The sequence below is a fragment of the Chitinophaga sp. SYP-B3965 genome (assembly GCF_009647655.1).
Lineage (GTDB): Bacteria > Bacteroidota > Bacteroidia > Chitinophagales > Chitinophagaceae > Chitinophaga.
On sequence record NZ_WJFD01000001.1, the window covers coordinates 417,168 to 435,055 of the forward strand.

Sequence of the window (17,888 nt, forward strand, 5' to 3'; positions counted from 1 at the left end):
AGATTATTACGATGAAGAAATATATAGTATCCATCATCATCATAGGCACGTTGGCATCCTGCAGCAAATGGCTGGATGTAACACCACAGTCTGAAGTATCACAGGATGCACTTTTCAGCACAGAAGATGGTTTCAAAGAAGCAATCAATGGACTCTACAGCAAGTCTGTGAAAGAACAGGTGTACGGCAGGGAATTAACCTCCGGCACGGTGGAAGCCTTTGTACAGAATTATGCAACAGATGTAGATGATCCCTGGGGATACAGGCAGGCCATGCGCTTCAGTTTCAAGGAACAGACCTTTATGAAGAGAAGGGATGATATATGGCTGGGCTTATACGGTGTAGTAGCCAACGCCAACCTGATCCTGGAAAATGTGGATGTTAAAAAGAACCTGTTCACGGGCATTAATTATAACATCATCAAAGGAGAAGCCCTCGCCATGCGCGCTTACTGCCACTTTGATGTGTTGCGCCTGTTTGCAGATTCATATGTTACAGACCCCAATGGCAAAGGCATTCCTTACGTAACCAAATTCAGTAAGGACATACCGCCTATGTTCAAAGTAGGAGAGGCTATTGAACTGGTGATCAAAGACCTGCTGGAAGCAAAGGAATTACTGAAAGCAGATCCTATCATTGCAGCCGCTTATAAGATAGGTTATCCTAAAACAGACTCCGCTACAGAAACAAAAGGAGAATTATTCCTGCAGGTACGCCGCCACCGCCTGAATTATTATGCAGTATGCGGAGAACTGGCACGGGTGTACCTCTACAAAGGAGATCAGGCAAACGCATTAAGTAATGCGCTGGAAGTGATCAACACCAATAAATTCCCCTGGACCAAACAAGCGGATTTCTTAAATCCGGATGAAGAAAAGAAAGACAGGATCCTGTATAAAGAATTGATCTTTGGCCTGTACGCACCTAATATGAACGACAGGATCAGGGAAGTATTAGCCAACGGGCAAGTCGCTTTATTTGTACCCCTCACAGAAGGCCGTAATATTTATGAGACCGGTGGAGTAGGAGGAGATGATTTCCGTTACAAACAGTGGTTGCAGGAGCAATCCAGCGGCACAGGAAACTACCTGCGGGTGGTGAAGTATAGCAGGGATGGAGATGCTAACCTGCATGATCTGATGTTGCCTGCTATGCGTTTGAGCGAGATGTATTACATCGCAGCAGAATGTACATTTGATACAGATGCAACCAAAGCATGGGATTATTTCAATACCGTACGCCTGAACAGAGGTATCGGTACTAAACGGAATGATGCATCCAAAACAGTATTTATAGGGGAACTGCTGAAAGAAGCTCGTAAAGAGTTCTTCTCTGAAGGGCAGATGTTCTATATGTACAAACGCCTCAATTTGCCTATCACAGGCCAGTCAGGCAGCAGCATTGCTCCAAGTAAAGCAATATTCGTATTGCCATTCCCTGATGATGAAATTGCTTACGGTAACAGATAAAAAAACAGCGATGAAAAAATTATTCATATTCGGTTTATTCGGCGCAGTTTGTTTGAGTGCTTGCAAAAAAGCAATTGAATTAACGTATCAGTCGCCAGACAATGTATATTTCGATTTCACCGATCCAAAGGATGAGAAAGAGAGACCAGACAGTATCTCTTATTCCTTCGCCCTTTTCCCGGATAAATCTTCCGATACCATTTTACTGCCCGTACGTATTGCAGGAATGCGAAAGTCTGTAGCCAGGAAGTTCAAACTGACCGTTATAGATAGTGCCACCACAGCAGTAGCAGGAACACATTACAAAGCACTGGAAGCAGAATACACCATCCCGGCAGATTCAGGCGCTGTTAAAGTACCTATCATTATTTACAGTACAGACGCGGCCCTCACCACTAAGTCCGTAAGGATGAAGTTCCGCCTGGTAGCTTCTGCTGATTTCGCAGTAACCACCATAGGATTTGATACCGCCAAGGTGATCTTCTCCAACCGGCTGGAACAACCCACCTGGTGGAATACCTGGGCTGGTGAACTGGGTGCTTATTCCCGCGTAAAACATGAGCTGTTCATCAGAACAGCCGGTACGATAGATCTGCCTCTTACCCAAAATGGAGAAGTTATTCCGAAAGTATTGTACCACACCCGCCGGTTCAGAAGTTTCCTGAATGATCCTATTGCATGGGTAGCTGCCAATCCGCAGGAAGGATACACGGTGGAAGCTGCAGGAGGAGGAAACTACAATTTCTATAGCATCGCTAATCCTGCAAAGAAATACCTGCTGGAACTTAATCCTGCTGATAACAGGTATTACTTCAAAGATGAGAATGGTAACCGCATTGTGTAATTATTTAATGATCGTACATGAAAAATTATCTGTTATATATAGTTGGTTGCGCATTGCTCATAGCAGCTTGTTCTAAAGACAAAGGCAACTACGACTACATCAATATCCCGGACCCTTCCCTGAAAGGACTGGACACCGCTTATTTTGCCACAGTAGGGGATAGCCTCATCATCACACCTGAAGTACAATTGAAATCAGGCAAGAATGATTATTCCTGCTTCTGGAAAATAGAAGTACCGGAAAAGGCCATGTCCCTGGACTATGAAGGGCAATCCTTAAGGATCGTATTCGGCCTGGGCGCCAACCATTACAATGCCTTGCTGAAATTGCAGGATAATAATACCGGCCAGGCATACTTCTTTAAATTTGTGATCAAAGGACAGACGCAATTTACAAGAGGTGCACTGGTGCTCAGCAATGATGGGAATAAAACGATACTCACCTTCATTAAACCAGATGGCACTGTTCAACCTGATATCTACAATGCCATTAATAAGGAAGTATTACCCGGTGGCGGTATGCAACTTGTACCTATCAGGAACCAGTTCTACACCAACCAGCTGAACAATTACTGGATCACTTACAGTGGCGGAACTACCGGAGCAGTACAACTGGATGCGAATACTTTACAACGTACTAAATACCTTGCAGATAACTTTTATACAGCACCTTCTGTATTAAAAGTGAACAGCTTCCTCAATATGATCAATGGTGTTACTACCGGTATCATCAATGGAAAGATGTATATAGGTGCCACAGAAACTGCACCGTTCTGGCCTTACTATGCTTTTTGGGGCGTGCCTGTAGATGGTAGTTATAACCTGCACCCGAATGTGCTGCACAACCTTTATGAAAGACCAAACGATGGATATTTCTTTGGTTTTGAAAATACGAAGAAGCAATTCATTCGCTTCAGCACCAATACCTTCTTTGATACCACTTACACGGTTTTGGGCAATACATCTTTCGATCCCAAGAACCTGAAGATGGACCTGGTGTACATGAACCGTTTCACCGATAATGAGTTCTACGCTATGTTTGACAGTGTGGGTAAAAAGATAGAGCTGAAATTTGGCCTGGATTTTAGTGCAGGTAAAAGTACATTCACGCCTTCTTACAAAAGAGTATTCCCCGGCGCTAACCTGCTGATGGCAGATACTAAATGGGCCATTTCACCCATCGGTGTATTCTTCTTTACTTCTAACGATAAGATCTACCGGTACAACCCGGTAAATGACGAAGTGAAGGCACTCGATGCCACCTTTGGCGGTAAGAAAGTGACCATGATCAAAGTGATCAATAGTAATCAGTTAGTAGCAGGTGTGGAAGGAAGTATCTATTACCTGGATATCAGCGTGGGTCATAATGGCGAGAATCCGCAACAAGTAAGCAACATCCCTGGTTTACCGGTGGATGTGCTGATCAGAGAGAATTAATCATAGCGGCCGTTTCAGTATAAATACCGGGACGGCCGTTTTTCTTATTATGCCTCATCCTTGGTGTTCTTCACCAGTCCAATCCCTGAAAAGAAAAAGATCAGCCCGATAACCCCCACTACAATTAACTCACGGGTGTTGATACTATGTTTCACAAAACCATAACCGGAATAGATAAGTCCTATGATTCCCAAAACAGTTAAGACGGCGCCGAAGATGCGTTTTACATTCATATGGGGTGTTTTTAAGAGGGTGGGGTACAATATCTGTGCCGTTTAGGCGCCAAAGGCCAGATACCGTTCTACAGCCTTCTTTACGGCTGTTGACTGGGTTTTGTTCAAAGGCGTGAATATGTCCATATCCAACCCGTCATTGTCCTTCTTTTTCCACGTACCGGCAATTTTTCCGTCTACGATCAGCATGTGCGTATAGAAAGTGCGGGCACCTTCATTGAAGATATCTGTACGGTTTTTGTAACTCATGCCGTATTCATCATAGTCCGGCATAATGAAGGTATGCTGTATCTTTTCCTTCTTGTCCAATTCTGCAGGCAGGTAGATCAGTTCTTTATCTTTTATGAAGGAAGACGGTAATGCTTCTGCACCTTCCTTCGCATCTTTCAGCGTTAACCCGGACCAATAAGCAAAATCCTGCAAAGTAGCAGGCCCTCTCGTTGTAAAATACCGCTGCACGAATTGCGCTAACGCATCTTTTCGATCTAACGCCTTAACAGCGGGTACCCTTTCTTCCAGCAATGCATACGTGAATTGTTTGCCTTCCCTGGGGCCACTGCAAATAAGTCCCTCCAGTTCCGCAAACATCATAATATAGCTAAGCCTGTGCCCCGAAGCAATGATCTTTGCATTCTTCAATGCTTGCTGCAGCACCGTACGTTGTAAATGTTTACCACCCTGTAATGTTTTTTCCAGCACCTTGTTACAACGGGAAAAAACTTTTGCATCCAGTTCTAATTGTTTGTAATAATAAGCATTCGCTGCATGTACACGAGGCGCCGTGAGTTGCAGTAGCCACCGGATATCCTGCTGATGTACAAAATGCCAGGTAGGCCGCATGAGATGAGTTCGGAGATAAATACCCTCGTTGAATGATTGTTCTATAGCTTTTTCCGTGAGTGATTTAGACCGAAGATGAATAGCAAATTTAGCATGTGCATATTCCTGCGCCTGCATGGCAATGAGCCAGGAAACAACGGCTCCTGCAGCTTCGTAAGCAGGTTTGGCCAGTTGCTGCGTATGCAGCCGGTGAAGGATAATGTCTTCGGTTTTCATTTCGATAAAAAGCTTAATACCATCTGTCCGAAAAAGCCATCTCAACATCCTGTTTATACTTCTCCGGAATTTTATTATTAATGATCGCACTAGGTTCCAGCGATGGGAAGATATCTTCAAAAGTCCTCACCTCATTCATGAATACCCTGCGGTAGATATGTGAGCGCGTCAGCTTTTTATAATCATCAATACCTGCAGCTCCCATCAGTTCCACAAACGTTTTTACCGTTTCATCATGATAGTTGGCTACCCGTTGTTTCTTATCAGAAACTACAAGGCCGATAGATAAGTTAGGGTCCTGCGTAGCCACACCTGTAGGACATTTATTAGAGTTGCATTGTAAAGCCTGTATGCAACCAATGGCCATCATCATAGCCCTTGCACTGTTGCAGGCATCTGCGCCCAAAGCAATAGCCCGCAGTATATGGAACCCGGAAAGGATCTTACCGGAAGCGATCAGTTTAATATGTTTGCGGATATCATAACCCACCAGGATATTATGTACGAAGGCCAGTCCATCCAGTAATGGTGCTCCCACGTGATTGGAGAATTCCTGCGGAGCAGCCCCTGTTCCCCCTTCACCACCGTCTACCGTAATGAAATCAGGATAGAGGTTCAGTTCTATCATCGCTTTACAGATGCCAATGAACTCACTCTTCCGGCCAATACACAATTTAAAACCTACCGGTTTACCGCCGGAAAGTTCACGCATCTGCTGGATCAATAATACCAGCTCCTTCGGATTATTGAAAGCACTGTGATAAGGAGGAGAGTAAATAGTAGTACCCGCCTTTACGTGACGGATAGCCGCAATTTCCGGTGTGTTCTTTTTAGCCGGTAAAATTCCCCCATGTCCGGGTTTAGCACCCTGGGATAATTTCAGTTCTATCATCCTGATCTGCGGGGCAGCAGCTGTTTGGGCATATATTTCCGGTGAAAAGTTCCCGTCTTCATCGCGGCAACCAAAATACCCCGTACCCACCTGCCAGATGATATCTCCGTTATGTTTAAGGTGATAGGGGCTGATGCCGCCTTCTCCTGTATTATGGGCAAAGTTGCCAATTTTAGCACCCGCATTCAGGGCCTCAATGGCATTACTGCTCAAAGAGCCAAAGCTCATGGCGCTTACGTTGAAGATGCTGGCGGAATAAGGCAGTTTGCAATCTTTATTACCGATCTGTACCCGGGGATTATGATCCAGGTTACGGAAATCTTTAGGGGAGATGGAATGGCTCATCCATTCGTAACCTTCCTCATACACATCCAGTTGCGTACCAAAAGGCATGGTATCCATTTCCTTTTTTGCGCGTTGGTATATGGTGGAGCGGTCTATGCGGTTAATGGGACGCCCGTCAATGTCAGACTCCACAAAGTACTGGTACATTTTAGGTCTGAGGGCTTCCATCCAGTAACGCATCCGGCCAAAAACCGGGTAAGTGCGCATGATGGAGTGTTTGGTCTGCCGCATATCATTGATCCCCATAATGAACAGCGCCACGATGATAGCCAGGATCACGTACCACCAGGGGCTTGCGAAGTAGCCGAGTAAAGCAGTACCTATGATCCCTATGATTGCACTAACGATAAATCCTTTACGCATATTGGTCTCTTTTAATCAATGGCAAATGTAGGTAATTACCGAATTCAAACCCAAAGCCGCCATCTTCAAAAACGGCGTTTTACTCTTAACAGATATCTCCAATATTTGTTATAAAAAAGCGAAATGTCCATCTATCTGTCTGCTTTACTACTTTATTTTTCTGTACAGGGCACCATAGACCCAGTACACAATGGGAAATATATCTACCTGTATGGGATAGACTATTCCAGGGTAAACCCTAAGATCACTGATTCCTGCCTGATCACCGATGGCCGGTTCCATTTTGAAGGTCAGCTGGTTACGCCGGGTGTGCTGGTGTCCCTTTACATGAAATCGCCCCGGGACATTTTTTCCCAGTTTATTCTGGAAAACAGGAATATCACGGTCTCCATTAAACCCGGAGATTGTATAGTGGAGAATAGCCCGCTTACGGAACAATGGAAGGCCCGGAAAAAGATAACAGACCCTATTTCAACAGAGAGCTATTTTACCCAAATGGCCATGGACTCTTTGAAAAAACGTTATGACACCCTCCGGCAAAAAACCATGAACGTTGATAAAGACCACATCCGCAGCCACCCCGGTGATTATCTTTCACTCTACCTGTTGCGCTATTGGGTCTTCAACGATCTTACAAAACAAAAAGATACTCTTTTGCAACTGTACAATGGATTAACACCGGCATTGAAGCAACTGGAAGAAGCAAAGTTGCTGAAAACACAGATTGATGTACTTTATGCACTGCAGCCTGGGATGTTGGCCCCCGCTTTCAGTGCACCAGACCCCAAAGGAGCAGCTATCCATTTATCCGATTTTAAAGGGAAATATGTATTGATAGATTTTTGGGCATCCTGGTGTGGCCCCTGCCTGGAATCCATTCCGGAAATGAAAAAGACATATGCACAGTATAAGGATAAACAACTGGAAGTTCTTGGTGTATCTTTAGACGATAAGCAAAAAGCATGGAAGGATGCTCTTGCGAAATACGATCTGCCCTGGGTAAATATTTCGGAACTCAAAGGTTGGGATGGAGAGATCGGTAAACAGTATAACATCCGCTCTATTCCACAGAATGTGCTGATAGGAAAGGATGGCAGGATACTCGGAGTAGACATTAACCTGGCCAAAGACCTTCCAAATTTAATTAAATGAGAAAGACGTTATATCTGCTGAATATCTTGCTGTTACTCTGCCTGGTTGCAAAACCCCAGATTAATCAGAAGAATAAGTTCATCACCTTTTTTGTATTGGATAAGACCTATATCACCTTTTCTAATAATTACATGAGGGGGAATGATGGGCATAAGTATAATCCGTATTTTCCCTCTTCTCCGGACGAAACCTCCCATTACATGGTAACAGGAGAAGAAGTGCTCATCTCCGCAGTGGAAATTGACACCCTGGCAAAGGTGAAAAGCATGAGCGGAAATTTTCATCTGGATACTGTTCCTGCACACCGGCAATTCTATCCGCTCAGATCATTACAGGTCAGGATCACAAAGAACGGCGCTCCTGCCGGTAAGTGGCTGGATATTATAAAAATGCCCACCTTTAAGGATACTGCTATTGTCAGCGAAACATCTTATTGGTTATTGAAGGATAGCCTGAAAGTGAACGATAGCCTTTTTATTGAATTCAGGCGAAATGACGGCGTGGCGTTAATGAAGCTGCACATAAGAAGGAAAGCGATAGAAAAAAGACCTTTCCTGATGGGGAGCGCACATGATACCAGCACTTCCCGGGATGAATCAGCTTTTATGCAAGCCCAATTGCTGAAAACTTATCCCTCCTTCAAACAGGGCGCTGCGTTCTATACAGACTGGCCTGCAAGGATCGATAAACTGGATCATGCATATATGCCCAATTCAAGGGTGGCTTTTTATTTCCGCGAACCACCGGATGTAACAGATTTTACTTTTCAATACCGTTTACTGGGAGGGCGTTATAAAGATACCAGCTGGAAGAACACACGAGGATATGTACTGGTGCCTTCTCTGCAGGCAGGTGCAAAATACAGGTTGGATGTACGTTATAAAGATGCGCCTGCGCTTTGGTCCACCCACTTATTTCACGTACCACCTTACTGGTACCAAACCCTATGGTTTAAAACAGGAATAGGTGCCTGCGTGATCATTGTTGGCTTATTCCTTTTCCTGTTATGGGCTTACTTAAAGAACAAACGCCAGGAAGAGAAAAGAAAACTGAAGATCCAATCCCTCTATGCCCAGTTAAATCCGCATTTTGTTTTCAACGCACTCGGCTCCATACAAGGCCTGATGAACGACCAGCAGCTGAACAAAGCAAACCAGTATTTATCCGGTTTCGCTCAGCTGTTAAGAAACTCCATGCTGTCCACCACAAAAGAAACCATCCCTTTACAAACAGAATTAAAGAACCTGGATAATTACATCCAACTGGAAATATTGCGTTTCAATTTTCAATATGAACTATATGTAGATCCGGAGCTACAGACAGCTATAATAGAAGTACCGCCTTTATTAGCCCAGCCCCTGATAGAGAACGCCGTAAAACATGGTGTTTCTGCCAAAGGGGCAGCAGGACAAATTAAATTCCAAATTCTAAAAGATAAGCAGGATATACTATTTTCGATCAGTGATAACGGCTCAGGGTTTGATCCATCCAAAGCAGTAGACCGGCATGGTATTAAGCTAACAAAGGATAGGATCGAGCTGTATAACAAACATCGCCGCATCACATTAGATATTCAAAGTAACACAACAGGCACCACCGTACTCCTGAGATATAAAAACTGGCTGGAACATGATTAATGCCATCATCATTGATGACGAACAACACAATGTGATCAACCTGCAACGTTTGCTGGAACAGCATTGCAAAGAAGTGACCGTAGTAGCTACAGCAACCAATGCAGACGATGGCATCGCCATGATCCGCCAACACCAACCGAACCTTGTTTTCCTGGACATTCAAATGCCCGGGAAAACAGGGTTTGATCTCTTGCTCGCATTACCAAAGATAGATTTCGAAATAGTATTCGTCACCGCCTTTGATCAATACGGTATCCCCGCCGTAAAGTTCTCCGCCATGGATTACCTGATGAAACCGGTAAATGTGGAAGAATTAAAAGGCGCCGTACAAAAAGCTATTTCCCGCAAAAGCAACAGCATGGAACACCTGGTGGCCATTTTAAAACAGGGCACACAACGCCATGAACACCGCATCGCTTTACCATCCGCTAAAGAAACAAGATTTGTATACGTAAAGGATATTGTACGTTGCGAAAGCAGCAATAGCTATACTTCCTTCTTTATGCAGGATGGAGAGAAGATAGTGGTATCCGTATCTATTTATGAGTATGCAGAAATGCTGGGAGAATATGGTTTCCTGCGCTGCCATCAATCCCATATCATTAATAAATTGTTTGTACGGAGCATCGTAAAAGAAGGCGGCTTTTATCTGCAGATGAAGGGTGGTGAAAAGATCCCCGTTTCCCGGGATAAGAAAGATTGGGTGAAAAAAGAAATGGGGGCGTAAAGCCTTACTTATTATGTGCGATGAACAAAGGCAATCTTTTTCATGCGTTTAAGATTTAAGAAAAGTGCCCTTGCAGAAAGCAAAGGCACCTTATGTTGCAATTCCTTATGTGGCAGGAATTGCCATTCTCAATCCACAACTGCGCCTAATCTTCCGAATCGTCCGGTGTGGGATCCTCTTCCATATGAATAGCATCATCTACGAATTCGCCTCCATCACTGGTATCCCCTTCAGGGAAAGGCCTTTTAATATGTTCGATGTCTTTTGATGGAGGCACGTATTTCCTTGGATCGTCCGTATGAAAAAAGATGCTCATCTTGATATAATTAAAGGGTGAAGAAATCAATCCTGCAGCGCTTTCCGGATAGCCGCCGCTGCCTGAAAGAGTGCTATCTTAACTGCCGGTATACCGGCCAGGGGATTGAGTAAACCATAATCGTGGATCAGTCCGTTATGCCTGTTCACAGTTACCGGCACACCGGCTTCATCCAGCTTCCGGCCATAAGCTTCTCCTTCATCGCGCAGTACGTCATTCTCCGCTGTCTGGATGAGGGTAAGCGGTAATCCTTTCAGTTGCGCAGCAGTAGCCTGCAGGGGAGAAGCATATATCTCTTTGCGCTTTTTTAGATCTGGCAGGTAATTATCCCAGAACCAGATCATCATGTTCCTGGTAAGGAACCGTCCTTCGCCTAACGTTTTGTAGGAATCCGTTTCGAAATTTGCGTCTGTCACCGGCCATAACAATATCTGTAGTTTAAACGCAGGGCCGCCTTTGTCTTTGGCCATCAATGCAACAGCCGCAGTCATATTCCCACCTACACTATTGCCGGCAATCGCGAGGTTTTTCCCGTTAACGCCTATTTCATCACCATGAGCAGCTACCCATTTGGCCGTAGCATAGATCTGGTTGATGGCAACAGGATACCTGGCTTCCGGCGATGGCGTATAATCCGGAAAAACAGCCACCATTCCGCTGGTCACCACCAGGTCCCGTACTAACCTTCTATGGGTGGGATAATCTCCCAATACCCATCCACCGCCATGGACGTAAATAAACGCCCCGCTTCCTGCTTTAGCGGATAAAGGTTTCACGATGTGGATGGTAACCGTTTGGCCATCCTGTGTAATGGTTTTTTCTGTTTCTATTATATCAGCATAATCAAAAGGAACAGATTGCTGCGCGTTTACCAATACCGCGCGGGCATCTGCAGGACTCAGTTGTTCTATTGGTTTTCCATCACCTGCATTAAGGACTTTAAGGAAGTCCCTTACCTGCAGAAAGATGTGCGGATCATTTTCCGGTTTGCTGGATTGTGCCATAGCTACAGTGTTTATAAGTGTGAAAAGGAGAAGTAGTTTTTTCATTGGGGGAAAGTGCTAAAAGTATTATTGAAACGATTCCAGGTATTAATGGTGGTAATAGCCAACGTGAGGTCAACCAGTTCTTTCTCGGAAAAATGTTGCTTAGCCTGGTTAAAGATCTCATCCGTTACATCACAAATGGTAACAGCTTCTGCAAGGGCCAAAGCAGCTCTTTCCTGATCAGTGTACCAGGGCACTTGCCGCCATGCGATCACACCATACAAGCGTTTCTCTGTTTCACCTTTGGCCTTCGCGTCATTATAATGCATGTCGATACAAAAGGCGCAGCTATTCATTTGTGATACCCTTAAGTTTACCAGTTCCCGGAGTGTTCCTTCCAGGGTGGATTTGCTTAAATATGCTCCAATGCCATAAAGCGTCTTTAAAGCATCACGCCCTTTTTCCATAGCGTTTAATCTTGTTTCCATCATGTGAGTTTTAGTAAGGGTGATTGCTTATTTTTTGTGCCATGTCAAGATTCATGTTCTCAGCATACATGCCGTAGCTGTCTACTACTGTTCCTTTAACACCGGATGAGGAAGAAATGGCATACAACACAGCACTGTCCTCAGGGTTGGAATCTCCTTCAAAGCGGTAGAACTCATCTACATGAAATTCCTCAGGAGTGAGGCGGAGATCCAGGTCGCCGCAATAAAGGCAGGAGGATTCAATAGAGAAATCCTCCGTATAGCCCCTGGCTTTAACGTCAGCCAGTGCATCAATCAGGGATTGGAAAGTTTTCATTGTTCATTTTTTTTGTTGTGGAATTACAGCAAGACTAAACTTGTGCCAATATTTTAGAAGGCTGATTTGCAATATTTTAATTTTTATAGCCGGGAGAAAATTATTGGTATATCAATAAATATTGAAATTGCAGATAGGGTAGGGCGTTGAAAAAGAATACTTTGTGATTTTGAAGAGGAAGTGTTGTAAATTTAGGCTAACAAAATGTTGCCCATTGAAAGCTAAAATTCTAATTGTAGAAGATCAGTTCATTGAAGCCAAAGGTTTGAATGTGATCCTCACCAATGCAGGATATTCTACGTGTACTATTGCAAGGTCTGTTGCTGTGGCATTGACTGTAATTGAAAAGGAAAAGCCGGATCTGGTATTAGTCGATATATTTTTGCAGGGAGAAGAAACCGGTATTGATCTTGGTAAAATATTGAACGAAAAAGGCATGGCCTTTGTGTATCTCTCTGCCAATTCCAACAGGCAGATACTCGATGCTGCAAAGTCAACAAAGCCCTATGGTTTTATGGTTAAGCCATTCCGTGCAAAGGATGTATTGATCATGCTGGACGTGGCCCTGTACCTGCATAAGAACAGGATGCCTGAAAATGTGTTGGTGCCAAAATCCATCCCCGCATCACTGCCTCCGGAGTTCAGTCACCTGGTAGGCAAAAGCCGGAAGTTTATGGAGTCTTTGGAACAGGCCAGGCTGGTAGGTCCTATGGATACCTCTGTACTGATAACAGGAGAAAGTGGTACAGGCAAAGAAGTGATCGCACATTCCATTCACAAATTTTCCGCACGTAAGAACAAACCATTCATCGTGGTGAATTGCGGCACACTACCCGTTAACCTCATCGAATCAGAATTATTCGGTCATGAAAAAGGTTCCTTTACCGGCGCCATTACCAGGCGGGCAGGCAAGTTTGAATTGGCAGACGGCGGAACTATTTTCCTGGATGAAATAGGAGAGCTGCCGCTTGAATTGCAGGTTAAATTTCTAAGGGTGCTGCAGGAAAGAGAGATTGAACCAATAGGAGGTAAACCTCAAAAGATCAATGTAAGACTATTAGCAGCTACCAACAAAGATCTGGAAGACGAAGTAGCCTCAGGGCGTTTCAGGATCGATCTCTTTTACCGCCTGAATGTATTCCCCTTACTATTGCCATCGCTCCGCGAAAGGAAAGAAGACATCCCCTTTCTGGCAGATTACTTTCTGAAGAAGTATGGCGCTGAAAACGGAAAATCCATTCCCTCCCTTTCAAAGGAAGCCATCGAAAAACTGATGGCCTATCATTGGCCCGGCAATATCAGGGAACTGGAAAATACCATCCAGCGGAATGTAGTACTGGCTAATGGCGGTGTGATCAATTCCCTGGAAATACCCGTTTCCAGGCTGGCTCCCGCCCAGGCACTTAATGATAAGAACAGGTTTAAAACCATGATAGAGAACGAAAGGGATCATATCCTGGCCGTACTCGAAAGCTGCAACTGGAAAATATCAGGAAAAGGCGGCGCTGCCGAAGTCCTGGACATCAACGTGAATACTTTAAATTCAAGGATAAAAAAACTGGGCATTGAAAAGGAGATCATTGCCCGGAAAAGTTAACCGATTTTACCATTCTAGCTTTTTTCTTATGGCGGATGTCACTAACGCTTATGGTATCCTGATGATGGTAATAATTGCCGCAGTGGCATACCTGTTATATAGAAGCAAAGAGAAAAACAGGAAAGAGAGCAATGAGAAGAACAAGAGACTGGAACAATTAGAAAAAGACAAGGAATGGCTGATGAAAGAGATCCATCACCGGGTAAAGAATAACTTCCACATAGTAGCCAGCCTGCTGGAAATACAATCCAGTTACCTGAAGAATAAGGAAGCCCTGTCTGCCATAAAAGACAGCCAGCACCGGATACATTCTATGTCCATCATTCATCAAAAGCTTTACCAGTCGGAATCACTTTCCACCATCCACATGCCCGAGTATATCTATGAACTGGTGGAATACCTGAAGGAAAGTTACGCCATCCGCGAGAACATCCGCTTCGACCTGCATATCGAAAAGATCGAATTGAACCACGCCTCTGCCATCACCTTAGGCCTGATCCTGAATGAAGCCATCACCAATGCCATTAAATATGCCTTTGCCAATACAGCAGAAGGCAAGATCTCCATTTCCCTCACCCATATTTCCGAGACACAGATCCTGCTGAGCGTTTCAGATAACGGCAGAGGCCTGCCGGCAGACTTTAACAACCAGATAGGTGCTTCCATGGGCATGGAACTGTTGCAGGGGCTCACAGATGATATCGGTGGTACCTTTAATATTCAGACACATGAGGGCACGCATATCAATATCATTTTTAGCGATGTGGCTAAGAAGGGGGAGGATGTGGAGTTTAAGAGCTGATCCAAGCGCCTGTCAAACAATCTCCCAAATTCTGCTATCTTTAACCCCCAAATGAATGAACAGGCCCTAGTCCAGCAACTCCGCTCCGGCGATCCGATGGCCTTCCGCTTCCTCTACGAACGGTACGCTCCCCGCCTTGCCGCTTTCGCCACCCGCTTCAAAGCCAGCAGGGAAGAATCCGACGAGATCGTACAGGAAACCTTCATCCGCATCTGGAAACACCGGGACCGGATAGACGCCAATGCTCCCTTCGAAGCATACATCATCACTATCGCCAAAAATCTCATTTACAACCAGATAAGAAAGATCGGTCATCAGCAAACCTACATACGGGAAATCACCAACCAGTTCAGCCAGCAGGAGCCTAACACCAACGCCAGGGAGTTACAGCAGCTTATCGGCAAAACCATGCAGGAGCTACCGGATAAATGCCGTGCCATCTTCCGAAAAAGCAGGCTGGAAGGCTATTCCAACGCTCAGATAGCAGAAGAAATGGCCATTTCAAAGAGTACCGTAGAGAACCAACTGAACAAAGCCCTGAAGATCATGCGCAAACGCCTTGAGGATCATGGGTATAGCACTTCACTAATGGCCATTCTCTTTATTTTCAATAAATTTTTATAAACCCCATAGGTGCAAACGCATACTCAGGTGTATGCTTATATGTACCGGCAGGAAAACTTAAAACAGCGATTGTGGAAAAGGAAATCTTAAAGCGGTACCTGGAAGGTACAGCTTCGTCAGAAGAAGAAAGTTTAGTGTTTGGTTGGCTGACGGACCCCTCAAAACGTTATGAGATACTCAGTTGGATCGAATCATACTGGACAGAGTACCGGATGGAAACCGGCCCTGTGCCAACTTTTGAAGAGGTCTTTGGAGAAGCGCTCAAAGCGGAAAAGAAGGAAGGCAAAGTAGTAGCCCTCCATCGCAACAGGAGGATATGGATGTATGCAGCTGCAGCCTGCGTGGTATTCTTTGCCACAGGGCTCTGGATAGGAAACTTCCTGAAAGCGAAACCGGCAGACAATAAATGGCTGTTGAGCAAAGCACAGACAGGAAAAGGGGAGAGGACGCAGCTGATGTTAAGCGATGGCTCTGAAGTATTCCTGAGCCCTGAAACAGAACTCATGATCCACCAGGAAGTAGCGGCTAATCCCGTAGTGTACCTGGAAGGAGAGGCATATTTCAAAATGAAGGATACCACCAGGTCTCTGGTTATCAAAACCAAGGAACTGGTAACAACAGCAAAAGGCTCGCGGATCAATATCTCCGCGTTTACGAAAGACAGCACCGTAACGGTATCAGTAGAAGAGGGGAACGCAAAAGTAGTGGAGAATAATGAAACCACTTTCCCGCTGATCAAATTACGCAAGCCTAAAAAAGATACTACCGCGCCTCAAACCTTGCCGCTCGCAAAGATCAGGCCCGCAAAGGTTTCAGTAATGGTAAATGACCAGGAACTCATGACCTTCAATAAGAATAACGGTAATGCAGAGTTGAGTGTTAAAAAAGAAGAAAGCGATGACGTTCTCGTTTTCGATAATGCCGGAGAAAAGGAAATTGTTGCGAAGTTGAAAAAGTGGTTTGGTGTACAAACCTTCTTTACAGAACCATTGGAAGACAATGAAACCTTTTCCGGCGATTATAATAAGAACGCCACTTTACAGGAAGTGTTATCAGGCATTTCCATCGCCTTAAAGCAGGACATCCGTATCCACGGAACAACTGTTTACCTGATAAAGAAGAAGTAACTATTCCTTGCACACGTAATGATTATTGTAATGCAAAAAAATAACAGCAGCCGCTGAAGGGGATACTATTGCCCAATAGCGACAGGGAATATTAACTATTAAACACAACATACCTTGAACATGTCAAAAGTCAACCATTATCTCTTTATCCTGCTGATGGCAGGTCTGTTTATTGCTTGTAAGAAAGAAGATAAACGCGGCAAACTCGCGGGGATCACTGAATTCAGTATTCCTTCCGTGACAGCCCCTTTTACAGTAGACCATTCTCTGCTGAAAGTATGGAATGTGGATAGCCTCCCATTCCAGACGAATGTCTCTGCCCTCGTGGCCACATTCGTAAAAGTACCCGGCGCTATCGTGAAAGTAGGCACCGTTGTACAGGAATCAGGTGTTACGCTAAATAATTTTACCAGCCCTGTAGTATACACAGTAACGTCTGAAGACGGCGCTACCGTTCGTAACTACACCGTACAGGTAAATGTAGCCAAACTGGATCCTAAAGCCGTAGCATGGCAGAAGCATGGCGATGCAACATTTGGTTCATTTCATGATGTGCAGGCCGGTTTCTTTAATGGAAAATTTTACGCCTTCGGCGCCACTTTAAACCCAGTCACTTTTGGCGCGTTCCAATCGGACAACGCCACAACCTGGACGCGTTTATTAGCCGCCGATAATAATGGCGATTCTATCCCCAAAGGAGAACATGGAAAGCTGGTCACCGGTTTCAAGAACAAGATCTGGTTACTCGGTGGCTTGCTTCCAGGCTCTGGTTTTACTTTCAGTGCTGTAACAAATAAAGTATGGAGCTCTTCAGACGGACTTACCTGGACGGCTTCCTCACCTGCCGTAGCTACAGACCGCTGGAGCGCCCGCGAACGCATCAATGCGGTGGTGTTCAAAGAAAAATTATGGGTGATAGGTGGAAACGGTTATCCCAGCTTTGGCAATGCCAACAGCTACGGTACTGCTTTTAACGATGTTTGGAATACAGAAGACGGTAACGCCTGGACGCAGATCACTGCTGCAGCTCAATTCCCTCCACGTCGTAATCCCGCTGTATTTGTCTACAAAGAAAAGATCTGGGTAGTAGGTGGTTTGGATAACGGCAACGTTTACAAAAACGATATCTGGAATTCCGCAGACGGCATCACCTGGACACAGGTAACACAAGTAAACGCAGCCCCGCTCCGCCAGGGTCATCAGATAGTGGTACACAGAAATCAATTGTTACTCATCAGCGGTGAAAACGCCGGTGTTGGCCAAAGTGATCTCTGGGTATCTGAAGATGATGGTGTGAACTGGACGAAAGTAGCAGAAGTAGATCCTCGTGCATTGCCTGCACAGTTCCCTGCCCGCATCGCTTTTTCCGCATTCGTAAATAACAATATCATCTGGATCATAGGCGGCACCGGCAGAACAAGCAACCCGGCCACATACCCTAACGTAATTGAAATCTGGAAAGGCGGACTCAACTAATA

The 17,888-nt window shown here is 44.9% G+C and carries 18 protein-coding genes; 11 read left to right on the forward strand and 7 right to left on the reverse strand.

The genetic code is table 11. The features are described 5' to 3' along the window. Positions 1 to 11: 11 nt before the first annotated feature. The 3 genes from GFS24_RS01555 to GFS24_RS01565 are packed head-to-tail and all read left to right on the forward strand — an operon-like array spanning position 12 to position 3,749. Positions 12 to 1,469: a RagB/SusD family nutrient uptake outer membrane protein gene (locus tag GFS24_RS01555; RefSeq protein ID WP_153657813.1), complete on the forward strand. Its 1,458-nt coding sequence runs from the start codon at positions 12 to 14 to the stop codon at positions 1,467 to 1,469. 10 nt (positions 1,470 to 1,479) lie between these two features. After that, on the forward strand, positions 1,480 to 2,313 hold the full coding sequence (locus tag GFS24_RS01560) for a DUF4843 domain-containing protein (protein WP_173002932.1): 834 nt from the start codon (positions 1,480 to 1,482) through the stop codon (positions 2,311 to 2,313). Positions 2,314 to 2,330: 17 nt separating this feature from the next. Further along, entirely contained in the window at positions 2,331 to 3,749 is a 1,419-nt protein-coding gene (locus tag GFS24_RS01565; RefSeq protein ID WP_153657815.1) for a PKD-like family lipoprotein, read from the forward strand. Between the two features lie 47 nt (positions 3,750 to 3,796). Here the strand turns inward: GFS24_RS01565 and GFS24_RS01570 are convergent, their stop codons facing one another. The 3 genes from GFS24_RS01570 to GFS24_RS01580 are packed head-to-tail and all read right to left on the reverse strand — an operon-like array spanning position 3,797 to position 6,638. Beyond that, entirely contained in the window at positions 3,797 to 3,982 is a 186-nt protein-coding gene (locus tag GFS24_RS01570; RefSeq protein WP_153657816.1) for a hypothetical protein, read from the reverse strand. A gap of 42 nt (positions 3,983 to 4,024) precedes the next feature. Further along, positions 4,025 to 5,038: a winged helix DNA-binding domain-containing protein gene (locus tag GFS24_RS01575; RefSeq protein WP_173002933.1), complete on the reverse strand. Its 1,014-nt coding sequence runs from the start codon at positions 5,036 to 5,038 to the stop codon at positions 4,025 to 4,027. Between the two features lie 13 nt (positions 5,039 to 5,051). Next, positions 5,052 to 6,638 carry an FMN-binding glutamate synthase family protein gene (locus GFS24_RS01580; protein ID WP_153657818.1) on the reverse strand — a complete coding sequence of 529 codons (1,587 nt, stop codon included), beginning with the start codon at positions 6,636 to 6,638 and terminating at the stop codon, positions 5,052 to 5,054. A 123-nt stretch (positions 6,639 to 6,761) separates the two neighbouring features. Here GFS24_RS01580 and GFS24_RS01585 point away from each other — a divergent pair, with 123 nt between their 5' ends. From GFS24_RS01585 to GFS24_RS01595, 3 genes are read left to right on the forward strand one after another with little or no spacing between them, the layout of a single operon-like run. Further along, positions 6,762 to 7,790 carry a TlpA disulfide reductase family protein gene (locus GFS24_RS01585; RefSeq protein ID WP_153657819.1) on the forward strand — a complete coding sequence of 343 codons (1,029 nt, stop codon included), beginning with the start codon at positions 6,762 to 6,764 and terminating at the stop codon, positions 7,788 to 7,790. Then, entirely contained in the window at positions 7,787 to 9,427 is a 1,641-nt protein-coding gene (locus GFS24_RS01590; protein ID WP_153657820.1) for a sensor histidine kinase, read from the forward strand. Before GFS24_RS01585 ends, GFS24_RS01590 begins: the two co-directional genes overlap by 4 nt. Then, complete coding sequence (locus GFS24_RS01595; protein WP_153657821.1) at positions 9,420 to 10,154, forward strand: LytTR family DNA-binding domain-containing protein; 735 nt, start codon at positions 9,420 to 9,422, stop codon at positions 10,152 to 10,154. Before GFS24_RS01590 ends, GFS24_RS01595 begins: the two co-directional genes overlap by 8 nt. Positions 10,155 to 10,299: 145 nt before the next feature. Here GFS24_RS01595 and GFS24_RS01600 read toward each other — a convergent pair whose 3' ends face one another. Genes GFS24_RS01600 through GFS24_RS01615 form a run of 4 tightly spaced genes read right to left on the reverse strand, consistent with a single transcriptional unit; the run spans position 10,300 to position 12,260 of the window. Then, positions 10,300 to 10,470 (reverse strand): hypothetical protein, encoded by a 171-nt coding sequence (locus GFS24_RS01600; RefSeq protein ID WP_153657822.1) that lies wholly within the window; start codon positions 10,468 to 10,470, stop codon positions 10,300 to 10,302. Positions 10,471 to 10,496: 26 nt separating this feature from the next. Then, positions 10,497 to 11,474, reverse strand: coding sequence for an alpha/beta hydrolase (locus GFS24_RS01605; RefSeq protein ID WP_153657823.1), 978 nt, complete (start codon positions 11,472 to 11,474; stop codon positions 10,497 to 10,499). Between the two features lie 41 nt (positions 11,475 to 11,515). Then, positions 11,516 to 11,944: a carboxymuconolactone decarboxylase family protein gene (locus GFS24_RS01610; protein ID WP_153657824.1), complete on the reverse strand. Its 429-nt coding sequence runs from the start codon at positions 11,942 to 11,944 to the stop codon at positions 11,516 to 11,518. A gap of 10 nt (positions 11,945 to 11,954) precedes the next feature. Then, a complete protein-coding gene (locus GFS24_RS01615) occupies positions 11,955 to 12,260 on the reverse strand; it encodes a phosphoribosylpyrophosphate synthetase (protein ID WP_216647338.1) in 306 nt (101 codons plus the stop codon). Positions 12,261 to 12,474: 214 nt separating this feature from the next. Between GFS24_RS01615 and GFS24_RS01620 the strand changes: the two genes are divergently transcribed. The 5 genes from GFS24_RS01620 (at position 12,475) to GFS24_RS01640 (ending at position 17,886) form a co-directional block, all read left to right on the forward strand. Then, positions 12,475 to 13,857 carry a sigma-54 dependent transcriptional regulator gene (locus GFS24_RS01620; protein ID WP_153657825.1) on the forward strand — a complete coding sequence of 461 codons (1,383 nt, stop codon included), beginning with the start codon at positions 12,475 to 12,477 and terminating at the stop codon, positions 13,855 to 13,857. A gap of 28 nt (positions 13,858 to 13,885) precedes the next feature. Next, on the forward strand, positions 13,886 to 14,659 hold the full coding sequence (locus GFS24_RS01625; RefSeq protein WP_153657826.1) for a sensor histidine kinase: 774 nt from the start codon (positions 13,886 to 13,888) through the stop codon (positions 14,657 to 14,659). A gap of 51 nt (positions 14,660 to 14,710) precedes the next feature. Continuing rightward, positions 14,711 to 15,283, forward strand: a complete 573-nt coding sequence (locus GFS24_RS01630) for an RNA polymerase sigma factor (RefSeq protein WP_153657827.1) — start codon at positions 14,711 to 14,713, stop codon at positions 15,281 to 15,283. 71 nt (positions 15,284 to 15,354) lie between these two features. Continuing rightward, positions 15,355 to 16,410 carry a FecR family protein gene (locus GFS24_RS29135; RefSeq protein WP_153657828.1) on the forward strand — a complete coding sequence of 352 codons (1,056 nt, stop codon included), beginning with the start codon at positions 15,355 to 15,357 and terminating at the stop codon, positions 16,408 to 16,410. Positions 16,411 to 16,530: 120 nt separating this feature from the next. Then, complete coding sequence (locus GFS24_RS01640) at positions 16,531 to 17,886, forward strand: DUF6242 domain-containing protein (RefSeq protein ID WP_153657829.1); 1,356 nt, start codon at positions 16,531 to 16,533, stop codon at positions 17,884 to 17,886. The last annotated feature ends 2 nt before the right edge of the window (positions 17,887 to 17,888 follow it).